This is a genomic window from Thermoplasma sp. Kam2015 (assembly GCF_003205235.1).
Taxonomy (GTDB): Archaea; Thermoplasmatota; Thermoplasmata; order Thermoplasmatales; family Thermoplasmataceae; genus Thermoplasma.
The window spans coordinates 1-20,286 of sequence record NZ_QJSM01000012.1; the positions used below are offsets into that span (position 1 = coordinate 1).

Below are 20,286 nucleotides of genomic sequence, written 5' to 3' on the forward strand. Positions count from 1 at the left end.
ATCCGTAATTCTAATAACTATTTATACAAATACTGTATTATATTATTAACTATGAAGGCAAATGAGGTATTAAATCTGCTACGAATATCATGAAAGACGCTTCATGTATACGCCTCAACGGGGAAGAAAGGTTCAATGGAGATAGGCTATGAGGATAATTCTAACTGAACAGATCTTCATCCGTGACAATGGTGTAATATCCAGAATGTGCCATGTATCAAAGAACCTATATAATCAGGTTAATTATATTCTAAGAAACCAGTTCTTCAATAAGGAAAAATTATCATCATATAAGGATCTTGCAAAACAGTTTTCAAAACCATCAGGTATAGAGGAAAACAACAATTTCCAGAAACTGCCAGCACAGACGGCACAGTGGACAATAAGAAAGGTCAAGGAATCATGGAATTCGTTCTTCATGGCATTAAAAACATACAAAAAACATCCAGAACTATTCGATGGAATTCCGAAACCACCTAAATACAAGAATAAAGATGGAGAATTTATATTAATATTCACAAACCAGCAGTGTTCTATTGATAATGGAATATTAAAATTCCCAAAGATCATGGATCTGGAGGTGAAGACAAGGTTAGATGATAATACAGATTTAAGGGAAGTGCGGATTATACCATTGGGCATCGGCTATAATGTGGAGATAGTATATTCTAAAGAGATATCAGACGTATCGGAGTTAAGCCCTAAGAGAATACTGGGCATCGATATTGGTGTGAGGAACATCGTAACCATTGGAAACAACATATCCGAAAAGGGTATTGCTGTCAAGGGCGGTGTTCTGAAATCAATAAACCAGTATTTCAATAAAGAGTTATCAAGATTAAAATCTATCAATGACAGGCAGAGGAAAAACAGAGAGGATACAAAAAGGATAAACAGGCTGTATTTAACAAGGAACAGAAAAATAAAGGATATCATGCATAAACTATCAAAAGCAGTCATAGAATATGCCATGAATAATAAAATCGACACAATTGTAATAGGCCATAATAATGGATGGAAGCAGGATACCGATATTGGTAAGGAGAACAATCAGAACTTTGTGCAGATACCCTTTAATATGCTCATACAGCAGATTGAATACAAAGCAGAAGAGAAAGGGATCAATGTCATGATACAGGAGGAGAGCTATACAAGCATATGTTCGTTTCTTGATAACGAAAGCATAGAACACCACAACACGTACATGGGAAAGAGAATAAAGAGGGGTGTATTCCAGTCTGCAAATGGAACATTAATACATGCTGACCTGCAGGCTTCTTACAATATGATAAAAAAGGCAGTCCCTGAAGCATTTGACGGGATAGAGGGTATTGGGTTGTACCCACGGAGTTTAAGCATCAAGGAGATGATAACTTCCAAAGGTGGATGTTAACATGGTTAACAGAAACCATAACCTGATCCTTGCTGGCATAATTCCGTTGACCCCATCACCAAAGCTGTTCATACAAGTCCATTCTTCAGAACGCATGGTTTTTCCTTCGATTCTGAATCATCTTATCATGGATATGATTTAACATCACAATAAAGAAATTTATTCCCATTTGCGATATAGTATTATGGAAGAATATGATGTCATAACAATCGGAGCCGGAGGTGCCGCATATCCGGCTGCGTTCAGGTTGAAAAGATCAGGATACAGCGTTCTAATGATAGATAAGAAGGGGGTGATGTCAGGAAACTGCCTGGCTGAGGGCTGTGTCCCCTCAAAAGCTGTTATAGAGACCGTCCATACAATGACGAAGATGAGGCATTTTGAGAATGTCTACATAGACTACGGAAAGATTGTGGATCACAAGGATGAAGTTCAGAATATACGTTATAAACAACATGATGAGGAACTGAAGGAAGCTGGATTGACAATAATTAAGGGCACTGCCAGGCTGATAGACGAAAATACGGTGGAGGTTAAAACAGACACCGGATCGACACGCTACAGGGCCAGATCTATCATAATAGCCTCCGGTTCCGACACGTTCGTGCCTAAGATACCCGGTTCCGATCTTGCATGGACCAGCGCGGATCTCTATAAGCTAAACGCGAAGATCCGGAAGCTGCCACGCAGCATTGCGATCATAGGCGGTGGATATATAGGAATGGAAACGGCATCGTTCATGTCTTTGATGGGGGTGAAGGTCACCGTTATAGAGATGCTGGAGAGAGTCTTCAGCAACATGGATAGATCAATGGTGGACAAGTTGCTTCCATTGCTGCCTGAGATGAACATAAAGACATCCTCGCCTGTTCAATCTATAGAAAAACACGGCGACGTCTACAGGGTGAATTTTGGGCAGGCAGATGACATCAAATACGTCGACGTTGATGCCGTGTTGATGGCGGTGGGCAGGGTTCCAGTTTTTCCTGAGGGAATAGAAGATCTCGGCATAGAGCACGATCGGCATGGCATAAAGGTAAACATGGCAATGCAGACAAACATAAAGAATATATATGCCACCGGAGATGTGAACGGCATAACGCCGCTCTTCCATGCAGCAAAGCGTCAGTCCTTGGTTGCTGCAAACAACATAATGGCGAACAACGTTCCCACAGACTACTTTGATCCGCTCTCTGTTCCGTTCACAGTCTATACGATACCGCAGATGGCATACGTTGGTATCCTGCCTTCTCAGGCTGAAAAGATGGGTATAGAATATATGGAGGCAGATTACCAGATTGAGAAGGATTCCATGGCGCAGATAAACAACGAGATGTACGGAGAGATCAGGATATTCACCGATAAGAGGATGAAGATAATCGGAGGATATGTCATCGGAAACGATGCAGGAAACGTGATAAACGAGATAGCGCTTGCCGTTTCAAAGGGCTTGAGCCTGAGAGATCTGGCTGAAATGGCCCATCAGCATCCAATGACCTTCGAAGGACTTGATTCGGCCGCAAGGAAACTGTACTGACCATTGCGCGAAAGGATCAACATCAATACGGATCTAAAACAGGCTATGTGCAAGCAAAAATAGCATCTCAGGCATATAGCTATTCAGATCATCCATAACATTTGATGTATTTATTTGGTATCATTTTTTCTGTTCGATATCCTCCATACGTATGCTGTTTCGGAACAGCGATCCTCCAACTAAACCTCCAACTATGGAGAAGAGGGTAAAATCTATGGCTATTCTCCCCACAAGCGGCGATGCTGGCGAATTTATCTGCTGCACCGAATAGCTGATGAACGAATATATGAAGCTGTTTCCGGTTGAACTCTGGATGGCCTGCATCATGGATGTCGGCATGGCTATAGTCAACGTGATCATTATGAATACAGTTATGAGCGCTGATATGAGGGCTGCAAGTGCTCCCCTGCCGGATCCCTTAGACGCTATGCCGGCTATCATTCCAGATATGAACCATGAAACTGGGGTAACTGTGACCATAGCTATGAGAAAGAGGATGCCTGCTGCCGTTCCAGCGGCGAGACTTCCGGTTCTCGCGAGTAGAGGCATAACCATTTAACGTTTGCCATGTATTAAGCATTATGGCGATGCATTGAGAAAGAAGAACAATACGTAGAAATATATTTATAACGGTTATATGATGCTGAACAAGGTGCACAGCTACGGACGATCGTAACATTTTCTTCATAAGATTCGGTATAGTCGTTGCAACGTTCTTTTCGCTGGCACTGTATGCCGGATCATTCACATTCATACTGAGAGAAGGTGCCATACCGGCCTATTACCTCGGTGTGTTTTTTGCAGTTGCGGTTATATTTTATCTGATATTCAACTCGCTCTCCAGAGAATATGTGGAAAAGGCTGGAGATGCCATAACTGTTCCGCTATCTATATTGATGGTTGCTGTGGCTTTCATACTCGTTTACATCTCCCAGGCTATTCCTATACTATCCATTTCTGTGGTGCTCTTCGTCATATCGCTGACGATATTTTACAATTCCACAGTGAGAAACAGCGTCTCGGTTAGCGCTAATCAGAGGATATTCATGGGCGGAGCCGGGCTTGGCGGTTTCATCGGTTTGATAGCATCTGGAGTGTTTCCAGGCCAGATATCAGTTCTTGATTCCTATATGGCGATAATAATGCTGGCTGTAGGCCTGGTATCGGTTTTCATCTTCTTCAAGAGGCCCACCGGAAAATTCAGGACGGCGGATCTGCTCCATGTATTCATAAGGCCGTTCAACGCCATGGACAGGATAAACACGGTTGAGAAGAAGCTTCTGCTACTTGCGGTCTCGCTGGACGAGATATTCGTCTGGATATCCATAGGCGCATCTTTCCCGTTCATAATATCTGCAGGCCTTAACTCGCAAATGTCACGTTCCTCTGTCATGATAGCCGTTGCGGTTGCCATCATCATCGGCGCTCTCTTGATATATCTTTTTGAATCGTCAAACATACCGGCCTTACCATTCTTCTATCCTGCGAAGGATCTTGTCCTCGTCGCAGGCCTGCTCCTCATAAGTTTCATGTCTCCGCCCGCGTTTGTTGCAGGCGTCATATTCCTATCGCTGCTTCCTACAGCATTCATCTGGTCTGGTCGTTTTATAAGCTCGCAGTTTCCAACATCCTTTGATTTCAGGCAGATAACTTCATTTTTCAGGAATCCGATAATGGTCATATCGCCGCTCATGGGTTCGATACTTTGGGCCGTAAGCGGAAACCTGCTTTTCCTAGTTGCCATGAGTTTCGCAATACTCGCACTCGTCATTGGGATCATAGTAATAACCAATCCCAGGGTATTCAAGGTCAGCGATACATACGAGACAGCGAATAATTGAGGATGATGGAAAACGTATATACGCTACGGAATCATATCAGAACGATGGTAAACGTAGCTGTTCTAATTAAACAAATTATAGACATAGACCAGATGAAGACAGACAGCGAGGGAAAACCAATTCTTACAGGTGTCCCGTACAGACTGGAGAACCTCAGCAAGAACGCTATCGAAGCAGCTGTGAGGATCAAGGAAAAGCACGGCGGTAAGGTAACAGGCATAATCTTTGGAACGGAGGCTGGCACTTCGGCTATGAAGGAATCATATGCCATGGGTGTCGACGAAGGCATACTCATAACGGGATACAAAGGAAGCAATCCTCAGGTTACGGCAAAGGCCATTCTCACGTACCTGAAGCAGATCCAGGTTGATATGGTGATATTGGGTGATCAGTCTGCGGATTCCTACACCGGCATGCTCCCTGGCCTGATATCTGCCGGTCTTGGGATACCGCTTCTTGGCAATGCAAATAGGATAGATATCGAAGGAAAGGTTGTGCGGATAACCCAGGTTGGCGAGACAGAAAATGTCGAGATGGAGGCCGAGATGCCGGTGGTAGTTTCGGTAACGCAGGAGATCAATGAGCCACGGCTTCCACCAGTGCTGCAGATAATGGCCGCTGGAAGGAAACCGATACGTACAGAAAAGTTTGACGGTTCGTTCAGCAACGTTAGTGTTCTCTCCAATCTCGCTCCTAAGAGTGAGAGAAAGAAAAAAGTGTTCGAAAAGGTTGACGAGGGTGTTGCCGAGATAGTTAAAGTTCTTAAGGAGGAGGTTAGATGAAATTTCTGACTCTTTCGGATGATATAAATTTCCTCAGACAGATAAATACGCTGATCTCAGGAAAGGGAGAGTTCGATTCGATTCTGATAGGCGAAGGCGATCCGAAGGGCCTGGGATCCGGCGTCCTCTTCAGAGTCAAAAAGGATACGCCCTTTGACGCTATCTCCGAGGGCATACTGAAAATAAGCAAAAACTACGATTACTTGGTCATAGGTTCCACAGAGATCGGAAGAGAGATCGCCGGATATCTTTCATTCAAGACAGGTTTCTACACTGCGACAGAGATATTCTATCTGGATATCAATGGAGAGAAGGTGCACACAAAGCGCTTCTTCTTCGGCGGCAAGACGGTCATAGAGGAGGAAAGCGACGCCAGGATAATTACAGTGGCGCCAGGCGTTGTAGAAGCCAGGGATCTCGGTTCCACACCGCAGATGAAGGATCTCGATGTGGCGCAGAGCAGGATCAGGATCACGAAATTCACCAGCAAGGCCGGCGGAAGCGTAAGGCTAGAGGATGCCAAGGTAATAGTTTCTGTGGGCAGGGGTATAGGAAGCAAGGAAAATATAGCCAAGGTGGAGCCGCTTGCCAAGGCCCTGAACGGAGAAATAGCTGGATCTCGCCCTGTTTGCATGGACTATGGCTGGCTCAGCGAGGACAGACAGGTGGGCCTATCTGGAAAGAAGGTCTCTCCAAAGGTGTACATAGCTCTTGGGATATCAGGTCAGATACAGCATATAGCGGGCATGAGAAATTCGAAGACCGTGATAGCCATAAATAAAGATAAGAACGCACCCATCTTTCAGGAGTGCGATTACGGCATTGTAGGGGATATATTCACGGTGGTTCCAAAAATACTGGAACAGCTGAAGCAGTGAAACATCTTCGGAATGCAAATTTTTTGATCTATTTATTATCCCCCAATTTTTACAGTTCAATTACCTATCTGCCAAAATTTATATAACGTACATACGATCATCATCAAATGCAAAACCTCAGGCAGGGCGCTTTTGAGATGGGGCTGACCTTCTGGCAGATACCTGTCATACTTGTTTTACTGATACCAGCTGGGTTCACCTTCATATCCGATTCTTCAAGCCCCATAACGTATGCGATCGAGATTCTGTGGATCATGGGCATGCCTATAATAGCCATCGCGCTTGCCGGGGCATTCAAGAGCAGAAATGTGAGGCTTTCAGATTTCAGCGGGCATATAGACGAAACCGTGATATTCCAGATAGCCTCAATAGCAAGATGGGATGTTGTGAATGCGCTGGAGAGAGTTGTAAATTCCATCCTGTCGTCCGCGCCGCGCAACCTGAGAAGCTGGCTCATAAATATAGTAATAGAGGAGAATTCGGAGGCCAGATCCTATCTTGAAAAGAAGTATGCCGGAAACGAACGCATCAGAATAACTGTTGTTCCCAGAGAATACCGTACAAAAAAAGGCGCACTGGCAAAATCCAGGGCAAATCAGTATGCAATAGAGAATCTCAGGGCGCAGGGGCTCGTTTCCAAGAATATATGGATATACCATCTGGATGATGATACCTCAATTGGGCCAGAGAGCGTCGCGGCGGTTGCAGAGCATATCATGAGGTATGGAGACAGATACTATCTGGCCCAGGGCATACTCTCATTTCCGCACTTCCTGACGAGAAACTTCATAACGAAGTACGCCGACTCCATGAGGCCCACAGACGATCTGACTAGATTCTATTTCTTCACCAATGTTTTGAAGATGCCACTGATAGGCCTGCATGGAGAGAACATGCTGGTGCGTTCAGATATTGAGGAGTCAGTGGGCTGGGATAACGGCAACAGGGCCATAGCGGACGACAGCTTCTTTGCCCTGAACTTCGCCTACCTATATCCGGGGAGATCTGCATTCATGCCAGCCATAACATATGGATCGTCGCCGGCAACGGTGAGAGACATGCTGAAGCAGAGGAAGCGCTGGTTCCTTAACGTTTCCAATCTAAGTTTTTACGGCGGAATACCCGTTAAATACAGGGCCTTCATGATATACAGCATCATATTCTGGATGGGCATGGTGGTGCAGAATATAGTCCCCGTGCTAATGATATTACATATGATGGGCATAATAGACATGGCGGTCATAAACCCAGAGGTGCTTTTCCTGTGGGCTTTCACGCTCTCCTTCTGGATATGGTTCTACATATCCGGCCTTCGTATCAATAGGGAGGTATCGGGCGTGTACAGGGAGAATATAATCGATTACGCCATACTGGTCTTTCTCTATATATTCGTGATATCGCCGCTGGAGATAATCGGAGGGATCCTTGGCTTCATAGGTTTTCTGCGGAACGAAAGATCATTTGAGGTCATATCAAAGCCAATCTGACGATACACTGCGATCCATCAGATCCCCGAATTCAGATATCAGCGTAGTTGCGTATATCCCTCTCCCAAGAATGAAATCCATGACGTTGCCTGAGACTGAGAAATTTAAAGGCTTGGCGGAGACGATGCGTCTGTCACCCGTTGAGGAAAGGTGCGGATATTCCCTGTTTCTGAACATATCAGTTTCCACATGTTCCTCTTCCAGAATCCTTGCCTCTATCTCCCCGAACTCGCTTCTGTCAGGCCCGACCTCAGATCCAATTATTGGGATTGTTATTCTGATCTTATCCGATCTGATGAGTTCGTTTATCCTGTTAACGTTGATCTCGTTAACCTCGATTGGCCTGGATTTATCTGGATTGAAATATGTGTCAACCGGGTACGCGACATCCCCAGGTATAGCCGTATTGAGACCATATCTCTCTATCCTTGCACTCAGCATTTTGTTGAATAGATACGACTGATAGGCATGGACGAACATTATTGCCAGATTCTTCGGAAGCGCGTCAAAAGCGCCTTCAAAGGTGTGGTGCTGTGCGTAGTATCCTATCAGCGATCTCTCGAATTTCAGAGTTCTGGGAAACTCCTCAAGTGCAGAAGCATGGTCAAGGGTCTCTATGAACTTCCTCCTGTAGTCCTCTGTATCATAGCGTTCGTCATAGATATACAGGCGCACGGCGTCCTCATACTTCCCCATAACTATGAGGCGCCCAATGTCATGTGTGTTGCTGCGCCTGGATCCAAACCTCTGCTGACCAAAATAGTTTGGAAAGCCGCCCCTCTCCATCATAGCCGTATACTGATCCATGATCCAGCTATCATCAGGCCCTTGGAATCTTATTCTGAAATGGTTGGCAGTTAGATCGCCCAGCTTAAGATAGTGATCGCTTCTGAAGGTTTCAAGCACCCTGAAGCCGTTGAAGGCCAGATCTGAAACGTCAACGGGCGCATTTATGCAGAAATACTGGATCTTCGTTGCCCTCTTGTCCTTCGTTCCAGCATATGATATCCTCTTTCTGCTTATTCTAAGCGCAGAGGCCATGGCTTCCACGACCTTATTTGTATCCCAGTCGATTACCTCTGCCTTTACTATCAGATAGCGTCCTCTCTCGTTTTTTGGGATCTCTGCGATCTCCTCGACGAAAAAGTCCTCCGGCTTCATCTTTATGCTTATCGGATGCCCGCCTCTCACTGAACGATCACCACTTAACATACGATCCTGCGTTTAAGCAAATTCGATCAGGTCAATTGAAACGAAAGGACAAAACAGCGTTCGTTTCAGGATAACATATTGACATGGGCCTCAATAAACCTTCACCTGCCGGTACAGGTTATCCCTCTCCACAGGGACCATACCGAGATCCTTTATGCTCCTTATTATGATCTCCTTATGCAGATTGCCCACGTTCTTGCCAGTTGCCGGTATCACGCGTTCATCATAGATTGTACCGCCCCAATCGTTTGACCCGTAGAGTATGGCAAGCTGTCCCATCTCCACACCGTTGGTGAGCCAGGAGCTCTGTATTATGGGAAGATGATAGTTGAGCACTATTCTTGAGATGGCAACATTCCTGATGACGTCCTCGGCCTGTGATCTATGATCGAGAACACCCTCCCTCTGCAGCTGAGTATTATCAGGTTCCATGTTCCATGCCGTGAAGGATAAGAAGCCATGGTACTTCTTCTGGAGATCCCTTATCGCTATGAGGTGATGAGCCTTGTTCACGCTCTTCTCTATATGACCATACACCATGGTTGCTGAGGTCCTGACTCCGATCCTGTGCGCAGTCTCCATGATCTCAAGCCACTGTTTGCCGCTTCCAGGGGGCCTTCCAAGGGCTACCCTGACGTCCTCATCCAGTATCTCGGCGCCTGCACCGGGTATTGTCTCCAGGCCAGCCTCTCTCAAGATCGATATGGTATCCTCATAGCTCATCCGCGCCTTTCTGGAGATGAAATTTATCTCCGCAGTGGAGAGCCCGTTTATACCTACATCCGGGAACTCCTTCCTTATCCTTCTGAATACCTCAATATAATAATCAAGATCCAGATTGGGATTGACTCCGCCCTGTATGAGCACCTGGCGTATACCCAGTGGATAATACTTCCTGATCTCCTCTATAACCTGATCGGGCGTCATCGTGTACGCATCAGGCTCCTTGCCTGTTCTGTAAAAAGCACAGAATTTGCATCTAACATTGCACACGTTCGTATAGTTGAGTATTATGTTTGAAACGAATGAGACGCGGTTGCCGCTTATCCTTTCGGTTATCTTTCTTGCGAGCTTGCCAAGATCGTTCACGTCTGCTTCGTCATACATGAAAATGATATCATCTACATCCAGATCCTCGCCACTCTCCACTTTTCTCTCGATTGATGAAATGTAATTGGATACTATCACGATACACTATTTTTCTATGGTTATTAACGTTTGCCTCTCATTTGCTGAACATCATGAATTTTCCTCAGAACCGCGGATACGCATACCCCCTATGACTTCCTCATAGGATCTGTAAAGCAGTATGAGAAGCGAGGTGAGAGTCGGCTTGTGCTTGTTGGACCACTCTATATCCTTGCTCATGTATGCAAGATGTTTGTCTACCCTGTTGCTCTTGCAGTAGTTATTTCCATGCCTATAGTTCTGCACATTTCTTATTATGGTATCCCTTGTTTCGCGATCTATGTCGCCTACATCGTATCTCAGCTGGGTCATCCTTATCTCAGCGTCATAGGTTGCGTTCACTATGTCCTCCCTGCTCATCCACTGAGTCTCATAATCAAGGAAATCATACCATGTCTTTCCGGTGTCAAGTATGTGGTATATTTCTGCCAGGCTTCTGGCGAGGACATTGAAGCCATAAAGATCGGACTTCTCGTACCAGAGTGATCCGGGATCAACAAATGGCGCTATGGGGGATATGAAGGTGCTAAGCTTCATTCTGGATCCCTTGAAGTCCTTCATCAGTTTACCAGCATATTCCACCGTATCGATAACATTGCCGTAGTCCTGATGAGATAGCCCGATGGAAAAGTAAACATCAAATTTCTTTGATCCGTATTTTTCCGCCAGCCTCAGGGATCTCTCGAGATCCTCATTGCTGTATCCGCTCTTGTTCCAGTTTCTGATACTCTCATCTGAGGTTTCTGGAGAGATCTCCATGGAAAAATCGACCACGCTCCTGCTGATCGCCCTTGCATAATCCTCGTTGAAGGGCTTGAAGTACTCAGTGAGTATCGGTATGTCTATTCTGCGATCTCTCAAGCACGCAAAGAACCTTTCATAGTACTTGGGTCCGGCGAGCGCAAGATCTCCGACCACGAAGACAGGGGAGCCCAGTATCTCTTGGGACAGTTCTATCTCGTCCACAACCCTGCATGGATCCCTGAACTGGTAATTGATCGCAAAGTTATTCTTATATGAGAAGTTCGAACCTCCGCAGAAACCGCAGTTGAGCTGGCAACCCCTCTCTATGAGGGTGAAGCCTTCAGGGTTGCGCAGCCAGTCTGCATAGGGAAGATGACCCTTTATGTCGTGATATTTTATTGCGTTTTTAAGCAGAACCTCATAGTTGAAAAAGACGTTTTCAAGGCCTTTTCTGAAATCATATGGCCTCTCCTCCTTTATCATGCCGTTTTCCCTGTGAACAAGCCCGGGAACATCCGACAGCGATCCACCTTCGATCAGCGTTTCAGCCAGCTTATATATGCCATACTCCTGAAAATCGCCAGCCAGCACAAAATCCACGAACGGATAGTTCTTCATTATCTCCTTCCTGAAGTAGGTTGAAGAGTAGCCGCCGAATACAATGTATGAGTTCGGATGCAGGTTCTTCACGATCCTTGCCAGATTGAGCGCCCCATGTGCGTGTGGGAGCCAGTGAAGATCTATGCCGTATATTGGCGCCTCAAGATCCCTGAGGTATGATACCGGATCAAACTTTTTGGACTGCACCATCCTGACGGCCACGTTTGCTATTCTTGCATTGAAGCCATTCTGAACCAGATAATTAAGCATGCTCACAAAGCCAACAGGATACATCTCGAATACCGGGGTGGATGGGACAACGTCGCTGATAGGCCCTGGATCTATATCCCTCTTCCTGAAATCATATATAGATGGAGGGTGTATAAAAACAACATCAGCATTCATAGGGCACGCGAAGACATTTTTCTGCCGTATTTAAGCATTTGTCGATGCTAAGTGCGCAAAAATCTTAAATACGTCAAATAAAAAACCAGTTTGCATCTCACGCACCCCTTGATGAAGCTTTTCGCAATGCTGGCTCCAAGTTTAAATATCAAATGACAATGAGTATAAAATGATATCCTACGATGTTGAATACTGGGTCGAGAGGGCAAGATCCTCCCCCATAACCTTCAACGAGGCAATGGAACTGTCCGGCATGGATCTATTCGACCTGATGAAGATAGCCAATAGACTTACCGAAACAGACGTCGGTGAAACTGTCACCTACGCTGTTTCCTACAATATAAATTATACAAATTACTGTACGGCAAGCTGCCCAATCTGTGCCTTTTATGTGCCCTACAAAAACAAGAGATTTGGGAAGGGCTATGAGCTGAGCAAGGAAATGATAATGCATGAGGCATACGAGGCCAAGAAGAGGCAGGTTACGGAAATACATATAGTCGGCGGCTTTGATCCCGATCTTACGATCGAATACTATGAGGACATGTTCAGGACAATAAGATCAATAGTGCCGGATGTCACCATAAAGGCGTTTACCATACCGGAGATAGATTTCATAGCCAGAACGACAGGAAACAGTATAAAGGAAGCGGTCTCAAGATTTATGGAAGCCGGTATGAATGCGCATACCGGAGGCGGTGCCGAGATATTCGATCCGGAGATAAGGAAGATCGTATCTACGCCTGAAAAGATATCCGGAGATAAGTGGTTGGAGGACGCGAAGATAATCCATTCCATGGGGCTCAAGGGCAATTCAACGATGACATATGGCCATGTCGAGGGATGGAATCACATCGTCGATCATATGATAAAGATAAGGGACAATCAGTTGGAGGTTCCGGGATTTCTATCATTCATTCCTTTGAAGTTCAGTCCTGAAAACACTGCTCTTCTCAGATCCGGAAGGGTGAAGGGGCCGGCACCGGTGGACAAGGATCTCAAGGTCATAGCACTTGCCAGGATCATCATGGGCGATGCCATAAGAAACATAAGCGTCTACTGGGTTGCTCTGGGAAAGCTTGTTGCGCAGATAGCCATAAACGGCGGAGGAAGTGATCTGGTCGGCACAGCGTACAGTGAGAAGGTTTTTGGAGCGACGGACAGAAGAACACCCACAACAACGGAGGAGCTCAACCGCCTGATAAGGCAGGCTGGGAAGATACCGGCCATAAGGGATACTTTCTACAACATAATGGCGTACGCATGATATCCATAATAGACTTCGCTCACAGCGATCCCCTTTACCTGGGGTTCGAAAACAAGGCCATCGTGGTGCGCAATAATCCATTCAAAAATCTTGATCTGGTGCTTTCCGGAGACGTTCAGATAGGCATGGTCTCCTTGGTCTCTTATCTGGAGAACGCCGAGAGTTTGCGCCTTCTGAAGACTGCAAATATACACTCACTGAACAAGACGATATCGACGATTCTGATATCGAGGGCGAACAGACTGAAGAAGGAGATCACAGTTGCCATAACGTCCAATACCAGAACAACCGAACTCTATCTGGATCTCGTGCTGTCAAGGCTTGGAATAGATCATAAATTCGTGCATTCCGATCGGAAGGAAGCCGACGATCTTTTATCTCTTGCCGAATATGCACTGCTGAATGGTGACGAAGCCCTGGCCGTATACAGAACAAGGATCAACATACTTATGGACGTGGGCAGTGCGTTCGCACGCATATTTCACATTTCTCCAGTTTACGCCGTGTCAGTTTCGAGGATCGAGGAAGATCCAGATACAGCAGCGCTGGATAGTGCAGTGGTGAGATCCGCAGAATTCAAGAGGGAGTGTGCCAGATCCCTCGCCGATCGCCTGAAGATACCAGGTACCGTGGCGGAAGATTACTACAAAACGATACTATACGATTACGATACCCATGTATCTGAAACAATAGAGTTCGTGAAAAAGGCCTATGAATCAAGGGCTAGGGATGGTCTATCATCTTCCATGTTCCGCTGACATTATCTGTCGTAGGATCAGGCAACATTTATTTATTGGTTTTTACTTCCTTTCGCATGTATAGAGAAAAATTCACGAAGATAACGGAAGGATTCACTTTTGATGATGTTCTGCTTATGCCAATGCGCACATCCGTGGAGCCAAAGAATGTTGTTGTTTCATCCAGGATAAGCAGGCATATAAGCGTCAAGGTTCCGATAATAAGTTCTCCAATGGATACCGTGACTGAGGATGCTATGGCCATAGCCATGGCGAGATACGGTGCGATCGGCGTCATACATCGGAATCAGCCGAGAGAAAAGGAGGTGGAGATGATCAAGCGCGTGAAGCGCGAAGAGACCATCATAATAAGGGATGTCTATACCATAAGCCCGGAGACGCCAATCGAGGTTGCAAAGACGCTGATGGCAACGAGGAACATAGCCGGCCTGCCGGTTGTCAAGGACGACAAGCTTGTGGGCATCGTCACCAAGAGGGATCTTGAGTTCGTCAAAAAGGGATCATCTGTATCGGACGTAATGGTAAGAGACGTGATAACCGCGCCAGAGAACGTTGACATAGAAGAGGCCATAGAGATACTGCATAAGAACAGGATAGAGAAGCTCCCTCTCGTTGACAGATCTGGGCGCCTCGTAGGGCTCATAACAGCGAAGGACATAATCACGAGGCAAAAGTTTCCCGACGCATCAAGGGACAGCGATGGACAGCTCATGGTTGGTGCCGCAGTTGGGCCCTTCGACATTGACAGGGCCATTGAGGTTGAAAAAGCCGGCGCTGATTTCATAGTGGTGGATACGGCGCATGCTGACAATGAGAACGTGCTCTCCTCAATCCGCAACATGAAGAAGCAGATATCAGTGGATATAGTTGCAGGAAATATCGCCACGGCACAGGCGGCTGAGGATCTCATAGCATGCGAAGTGGACGGGCTCAGGGTTGGCATTGGCCCCGGTTCCATATGCACGACTAGGATAGTCGCGGGAGTCGGAGTTCCACAGCTCACTGCAATATCGGAGGTTGCAGAGGTGGCTAAGGAGAGCGGGATTCCTGTCATAGCAGATGGCGGCATACGATATTCTGGAGACATAGTCAAGGCCATAGCTGCCGGAGCGGACGCAGTCATGCTTGGATCCATGCTTGCAGGAACTGAGGAGAGCCCCGGCCAGGAGATGATAATAAACGGCAGGAAATACAAGGCGTATAGGGGAATGGGGTCCATAGGTGCCTTAACAACAGGACTCTCAGACAGGTATAGCAAGCTCGGAAACGGTTTCATAGCTGAAGGTGTAGAGGGTGCGGTGCCTTACAGGGGCCGGGTGGATGAGGTGCTGTTCCAGCTTGTCGGGGGTCTGCGCACAGGTATGGGATACGTGGGTGCGGCAACGATCGAAGATCTGAAGAGAAACGGGAAGTTCGTGAGAATAACCAATAACGGTCTCAGGGAGAGCCATCCCCATGATATAAGGCTGATAAGCGAGCCGCCCAACTATCAGATCTCCAACATCAATCCTTAATTACACCTTTTTGTTATCACCATATCTATTTTTCATGCGATCTGGTCTATATGATAATCAGAAACCGCTTCACGGATGAGATCGAGGATGCGTATCTGGAGTCATGCATTCCGCAGATGAAACCAGATGTTATTGAATCTGCATCGGATTCTCTCAGATCCATGTCCGTGGATCAGATGTCTTCGTCTTTTGACAGGGTACTGCAGTACTTGCGCGATAACGTCGGCGCCATACTTCCAAGGATAGCTTCTACAACAGGAAAGCCAGTAAAATATCTGAAATTGGAAATAGAACGTTCGATCTCCGCTGCGAGAAGGATGTCGATAATTGCAGATCCAGCATTCTATGCACTGCCGTCATGTTCCGTGATCTATCCAGATTATCAGGATCCAATCGCTTCTCTCATCATACCAGCCCTCTTCTTTCTTTCAAACCGTATACCTGTGGCGGTCATTCCTGATAGGTATGCGTTCATTGTTCCATATCTAGTTTACAAAGCTTTTTCTGGTTCTGGCCTGCCGAATGGTTCTTTCAGCATATCCGATGGTGATCCTTCTGGTGACCTTCCGCGGGGCTGTCCTGTGGTCTGCTACTCTACGGACAGGAAGCCAGAGATGCGGGATAATTCAGGCAGTATCTACCTTGATCAAGGCGGCCAGGCCCTGGCCATAGTGTGGAAGGACGCGGATGTGGACTTTGCCGCTCAGGATCTTGTAAACTCTATGATCGAAAGACACAGCGTATTTCTGAGAAAGATCATAGTGCATGAGGACATCTTCGAGTACTTCCTAAACAGGATGAAGGAACTTCTCTCGTCTATAAAGGCGGGAGACCCCAGTGACGTGTGCACGCAGCTTGGCCCATGTGCCTCGGATCTGGATCTAGTAAGATCGCTCAACATCATGGCGGAAGCAAGGAGATCAAGATCGCTGATGTTCTCAAAAGGCCCGGAGGGCAATATCATAACACCTTCGCTGATAAACGGCGATATTATCGATTTCGATGACATGATATACACCCCGGTTTACATCGTGCAAAGCGCCAATTCTATGGAGTATGCTCTTGCAGCTGCAGGGAAGATGGATCCAGTCAGTCTCGCACTTTACAGCTCAGATTCAATGCTGTTTCGCATGCTGATTCACAGAACAACATCAAGGTACATAGGTTTGAACCGGTACCCTGATATTTCATATATCCCAAACGTTGCCTTCGCGAAACGCGATATATTCCTCTGATTTTTTGCCTTTCCGCATAGCATATCTATCTTTGCATGGCAAAAAAAAAGCATCATATACATATATTAAGGATAATTAAATCTCAGCCTGAATATTAATCTATCATACCTAATTTTCGTCTGAAATCGCACAGGTTTTCGGGCTGTCATCATGGATCTTATGAGATCGTTTTCATTAACGATCCAGATCTCGACAGTTCTTGTTCATCTGAGTCTGCCTGACATGTATATGCCGACGCTCATAATGGCGAATCCGATCAGCATCGTTCTGGAAATGCCCTCGTGCAGAATGATCAGGGACAGCACGACGCTTATCGCCGGCACTATGAAAAAGTAGGCGGATATGGCACTCACCCTGTATTTTCTGTAGAGCGTAAGGAAGATGAAGTAAGCCACCGCGGTGCCGAGGGAGCCCATATATAGCATGATAAGGTTGAACTGAGGGTTCATCAGGTTTCTGTTTATTCCTCCGGTGATCAGTGCTATTACCAGAACGACCGGCATCGCGTACAGCAGCTGAAGCGTGTTCAGGCCGGCGGAATCGTATCCAGTCAGGAATTTCCTGTAGAAGACCGTTCCAAGAGCCCAGCTCAGAGCCGCGAGTATGAGCATGATGAGATCCAGATAGTCGGATACATCAACCGATCTGAAGAATATTATCACCAGGCCAGCAAAGCCAAGTGCAATCCCAGTGGCTTTGCCCATTCCAAACCTGTCGTTAAGCAGGAAATAGGAAGCCGCAAGGGACATTATTGGATAGGAATATATTATTATAGAAGTGAGGGACGCGCTCACACCAGTTTCGCCGAAGAACCAGAGCGAAAAGAATGCGGTTATGTTAAGGTTGGCAAGCACGAAAACCTTAAGGTGCTCTGCGAGCTTCTTGGGAAACTTTATCTGCCTGAAGAAAAGTGCAGATGAGAATGCCAGTGCGTATAGAACCCGCATGATCAGGATGGATGAGGAAACGTCGTAGCTGTAGGCATATTTCACCATTATGTAGTTGAGGCCCCAGAAAAACGCCATTAAGAAAAACAGCGCAGGCTCTCCGTATTTCTGCATCCCGTGGTGATTTCCAGGTCGATTATATTACTTTTGAATTCCATGGATAAAGATAATCCATTTATCCTCGAAATGGATGATCCGAAAGTAGAAGATGTCGCAGCTGGATCGAACAAGTCTTATCCAGTACTTCAACAACAATGGTGTACTAATATCTCCGGAGGCGCTGGATAAGATCATAAAATACTCATCGAGTTCCCTCATAGAAGAGCTTATAAAAAATTCTGATGGTTATATTGATGAAAAGTACGTGGATCGTTATGTTTCCAGGCCCAAGATTAAGAACGATTATGAGGTATACATACCTGATGTCCGTTTCAATGCTTCAATAGAGGATTTCAGGAAGATGTTCGTGAGCAAGTACGAGAAGTTGAGCAAGATCATAACTTCAAGCTCATCAATGCGCGGTTCTGTTAGCATAAAGACCGCGAAGAGATCCCAGGGTGAAGTGAAGGTCGTCGGCATGGTATCCGAGGTCTCGATGACCAAGAACGGGCACAAGCGCATAGTGATCGAGGACCTTGACGATTCGATCACGGCCATCGTGATGAAGGACAGGGGGCCGGTTAACGAGATAATCTTGGAGGACGAGGTGATCGGAATAATCGGCAGTGTGAGTCAGTCTTCAAAGGATCCTGTGATATTCGTCAATGAGATCATCCGGCCTGATATACCGTATAGAATAATCGATGAGGAAAAGCATGACCCGGTGTACGTAGCATCTATATCCGACATACACGTGGGGAGCAAGACATTCAGGAAGAGTCAATTTGAGGATATGGTCAGGTGGCTCTCTGGATCAGATGATGATGCTTCAAAGGTAAAATACCTCATACTGAGTGGAGATGTGGTTGATGGGATAGGCGTGTATCCGGATCAGGAAAACGATCTGGAGATACTGAACCCGCTGGAACAGTATGGAAGGTTGGCCGAATATCTTGTAGATATCCCTGAGGACATAAAGGTCTTCATAATGCCTGGAAACCATGATACGGTGAGGCTGTCAGAGCCACAGCCGGTGTTTCCTCCAAAGATACGTGATCTCTTCGAGCCCAATGTGGCGTTCCTGCCGAATCCATACAATCTGAAGCTGGAGGGCAAGAACGTTCTTGTTTACCATGGGATGTCTCTTAACGACATGATAGAGCTGATACCCGGCGCTAACTATGACAGCATAGGTAAGGCAATAGAGGCGATACTTGTGAGGAGGCACCTGAGCCCAAAATACGGGGGAAATACGCCCATGATACCCTCCGCAGTTGATTATCACGTCATAGAGGAGGTTCCGGATATATTCATAACAGGGCACATACATTCCCATTACATAGGCAACTATAAAGGAGTAAGATACGTCAATTCTTCAACATGGCAGTCTCAGACAGAGTACCAGAAGATGATGAACTTCAACCCAAAACCTTCAAAGCTGACGCTATTCGATCTATATTCCAGATCGGTCATAATAAAGGATTTTGACAATGGGTCATAGCGTCTTCTTTATTATTGCGTCGATCTCATCCTTGAAAACCCGCACAAGATCTTCATACATCTCAGACTTAACGCCTTCCGGTGCACTTACAAGGCCTATCTTCGCTATTATCTTAGCCATGCTTATCATGGCATCGTACTGTTTTATGCGCGATTCCATGAACTCCTCTAATACATTTGCAAGTTCCTTCTTTATGCTCTCGTCCTCGTTCATCTTCTTCTTTATATATTCCTTTATGAGATCCTTCACTATATCGCGAACAGCCTCGAGGTACAGATCCTCGGTCGGCATCGCCTTCATAAAATTCTTAAAATATTTCTCAAGATCATCGTCCATGGAAAAACATCATTAGATGGAATAAAGAATTTTTGTAGGATCACATTCTATTTGCTCTTCTCTCTCTTTTGAGGCGCCTAATCCTCTTCTTTCTCCATTTCCATCTCATCTTTCCGCGCTTTTTCCAGTCCCTTGAACTTCTCTTCAACCAAACACCTCTGATCGCTAAAGTGTGACGTTGACCTGATTGAACCACCATATATGAAAGTTATTGCTGGTTGAAGGGATCGTTCGGCAGAACATTGAAGCCATCGCAGATGCTGAATATAAAAATATTTTTCAGTTGGGGCGCCTCAGTCGGCGTTTCCGTGGCAGAAGTAACTCGATATGTACCTGTCGTATGCGGACATCTCTACTGCATACACCGAGGGTACTTTCGTGTATCTCTTTATGGCCTCCCTAACAACATCCTCAACGTCTCCCATAGCAGACAGTTCGCTATACAGCGCATCATCTATCTCTATCTTTGCCATTGATAATCATACTCTTGCATGCTATTTATATTTTGCTATATTGGACTTCGTCAAATGACGTATGAAATCACATTCTGCGTATCGTTTTC

General features: G+C 45.9%; 19 protein-coding genes. 11 read left to right on the plus strand and 8 right to left on the minus strand.

The features are described from left to right. The first annotated feature begins 148 nt into the window (after window positions 1-148). Both DMB44_RS01045 and DMB44_RS01050 read left to right on the plus strand, forming a co-directional pair. Complete coding sequence (locus DMB44_RS01045; protein ID WP_110640212.1) at window positions 149-1,393, plus strand: RNA-guided endonuclease TnpB family protein; 1,245 nt, start codon at window positions 149-151, stop codon at window positions 1,391-1,393. Between the two features lie 184 nt (window positions 1,394-1,577). Further along, window positions 1,578-2,930 (plus strand): dihydrolipoyl dehydrogenase, encoded by a 1,353-nt coding sequence (locus tag DMB44_RS01050; protein WP_110640213.1) that lies wholly within the window; start codon window positions 1,578-1,580, stop codon window positions 2,928-2,930. A 120-nt stretch (window positions 2,931-3,050) separates the two neighbouring features. Here DMB44_RS01050 and DMB44_RS01055 read toward each other — a convergent pair whose 3' ends face one another. After that, window positions 3,051-3,479 carry a hypothetical protein gene (locus tag DMB44_RS01055; protein WP_110640214.1) on the minus strand — a complete coding sequence of 143 codons (429 nt, stop codon included), beginning with the start codon at window positions 3,477-3,479 and terminating at the stop codon, window positions 3,051-3,053. Between the two features lie 242 nt (window positions 3,480-3,721). Here DMB44_RS01055 and DMB44_RS01060 point away from each other — a divergent pair, with 242 nt between their 5' ends. From DMB44_RS01060 to DMB44_RS01075, 4 genes are all read left to right on the plus strand, one after another. Next, complete coding sequence (locus DMB44_RS01060) at window positions 3,722-4,771, plus strand: MFS transporter permease (protein WP_237265213.1); 1,050 nt, start codon at window positions 3,722-3,724, stop codon at window positions 4,769-4,771. Window positions 4,772-4,815: 44 nt separating this feature from the next. Further along, complete coding sequence (locus tag DMB44_RS01065) at window positions 4,816-5,553, plus strand: electron transfer flavoprotein subunit beta/FixA family protein (RefSeq protein ID WP_110640246.1); 738 nt, start codon at window positions 4,816-4,818, stop codon at window positions 5,551-5,553. After that, window positions 5,550-6,431 (plus strand): electron transfer flavoprotein subunit alpha/FixB family protein, encoded by an 882-nt coding sequence (locus DMB44_RS01070; protein WP_110640216.1) that lies wholly within the window; start codon window positions 5,550-5,552, stop codon window positions 6,429-6,431. Before DMB44_RS01065 ends, DMB44_RS01070 begins: the two co-directional genes overlap by 4 nt. A 107-nt stretch (window positions 6,432-6,538) precedes the next feature. Then, window positions 6,539-7,918 (plus strand): glycosyltransferase family 2 protein, encoded by a 1,380-nt coding sequence (locus DMB44_RS01075; protein WP_110640217.1) that lies wholly within the window; start codon window positions 6,539-6,541, stop codon window positions 7,916-7,918. Here DMB44_RS01075 and truD read toward each other — a convergent pair. From truD to DMB44_RS01090, 3 genes are all read right to left on the minus strand, one after another. Next, on the minus strand, window positions 7,904-9,130 hold the full coding sequence (gene truD / locus DMB44_RS01080) for a tRNA pseudouridine(13) synthase TruD (RefSeq protein WP_110640218.1): 1,227 nt from the start codon (window positions 9,128-9,130) through the stop codon (window positions 7,904-7,906). The two genes, DMB44_RS01075 and truD, sit on opposite strands and share 15 nt — an antisense overlap. Window positions 9,131-9,220: 90 nt before the next feature. Next, complete coding sequence (mqnC, locus tag DMB44_RS01085) at window positions 9,221-10,318, minus strand: cyclic dehypoxanthinyl futalosine synthase (RefSeq protein ID WP_110640219.1); 1,098 nt, start codon at window positions 10,316-10,318, stop codon at window positions 9,221-9,223. A gap of 51 nt (window positions 10,319-10,369) precedes the next feature. Further along, the gene (locus DMB44_RS01090) at window positions 10,370-12,067 is read right to left on the minus strand and encodes a TIGR04190 family B12-binding domain/radical SAM domain protein (RefSeq protein WP_110640220.1); all 1,698 of its coding nucleotides are present in this window, start codon (window positions 12,065-12,067) and stop codon (window positions 10,370-10,372) included. A gap of 169 nt (window positions 12,068-12,236) precedes the next feature. On the opposite strand from DMB44_RS01090, the gene DMB44_RS01095 reads away from it, so the two are divergent. From DMB44_RS01095 to DMB44_RS01110, 4 genes are read left to right on the plus strand one after another with little or no spacing between them, the layout of a single operon-like run. Next, window positions 12,237-13,334, plus strand: a complete 1,098-nt coding sequence (locus DMB44_RS01095) for a radical SAM protein (protein WP_110640221.1) — start codon at window positions 12,237-12,239, stop codon at window positions 13,332-13,334. Beyond that, window positions 13,331-14,092 carry an MqnA/MqnD/SBP family protein gene (locus tag DMB44_RS01100; RefSeq protein ID WP_110640222.1) on the plus strand — a complete coding sequence of 254 codons (762 nt, stop codon included), beginning with the start codon at window positions 13,331-13,333 and terminating at the stop codon, window positions 14,090-14,092. The genes DMB44_RS01095 and DMB44_RS01100 overlap by 4 nt, the downstream gene beginning before the upstream one ends. 56 nt (window positions 14,093-14,148) lie before the next feature. Beyond that, window positions 14,149-15,606: an IMP dehydrogenase gene (guaB, locus tag DMB44_RS01105; protein WP_110640223.1), complete on the plus strand. Its 1,458-nt coding sequence runs from the start codon at window positions 14,149-14,151 to the stop codon at window positions 15,604-15,606. A gap of 50 nt (window positions 15,607-15,656) precedes the next feature. Further along, window positions 15,657-16,841: an aldehyde dehydrogenase family protein gene (locus tag DMB44_RS01110; RefSeq protein WP_110640224.1), complete on the plus strand. Its 1,185-nt coding sequence runs from the start codon at window positions 15,657-15,659 to the stop codon at window positions 16,839-16,841. A 203-nt stretch (window positions 16,842-17,044) separates the two neighbouring features. On the opposite strand, the gene DMB44_RS01115 is transcribed toward DMB44_RS01110, so the two are convergent. After that, the gene (locus DMB44_RS01115; RefSeq protein WP_110640225.1) at window positions 17,045-17,902 is read right to left on the minus strand and encodes a DMT family transporter; all 858 of its coding nucleotides are present in this window, start codon (window positions 17,900-17,902) and stop codon (window positions 17,045-17,047) included. A 94-nt stretch (window positions 17,903-17,996) separates the two neighbouring features. On the opposite strand from DMB44_RS01115, the gene DMB44_RS01120 reads away from it, so the two are divergent. Continuing rightward, window positions 17,997-19,388 carry a DNA-directed DNA polymerase II small subunit gene (locus DMB44_RS01120; RefSeq protein ID WP_201796912.1) on the plus strand — a complete coding sequence of 464 codons (1,392 nt, stop codon included), beginning with the start codon at window positions 17,997-17,999 and terminating at the stop codon, window positions 19,386-19,388. Here the strand turns inward: DMB44_RS01120 and DMB44_RS01125 are convergent. The 3 genes from DMB44_RS01125 to DMB44_RS01135 all read right to left on the minus strand — a co-directional run bounded on the left by DMB44_RS01125 (window position 19,383) and on the right by DMB44_RS01135 (window position 20,197). Further along, window positions 19,383-19,724: a nitrite reductase gene (locus DMB44_RS01125; protein ID WP_110640226.1), complete on the minus strand. Its 342-nt coding sequence runs from the start codon at window positions 19,722-19,724 to the stop codon at window positions 19,383-19,385. The two genes, DMB44_RS01120 and DMB44_RS01125, sit on opposite strands and share 6 nt — an antisense overlap. Window positions 19,725-19,764: 40 nt before the next feature. Next, on the minus strand, window positions 19,765-19,872 hold the full coding sequence (locus DMB44_RS01130; RefSeq protein ID WP_083755854.1) for a 50S ribosomal protein L41e: 108 nt from the start codon (window positions 19,870-19,872) through the stop codon (window positions 19,765-19,767). A 145-nt stretch (window positions 19,873-20,017) separates the two neighbouring features. Next, window positions 20,018-20,197, minus strand: a complete 180-nt coding sequence (locus tag DMB44_RS01135; RefSeq protein WP_110640227.1) for a hypothetical protein — start codon at window positions 20,195-20,197, stop codon at window positions 20,018-20,020. Between the last annotated feature and the right edge of the window lie 89 nt (window positions 20,198-20,286).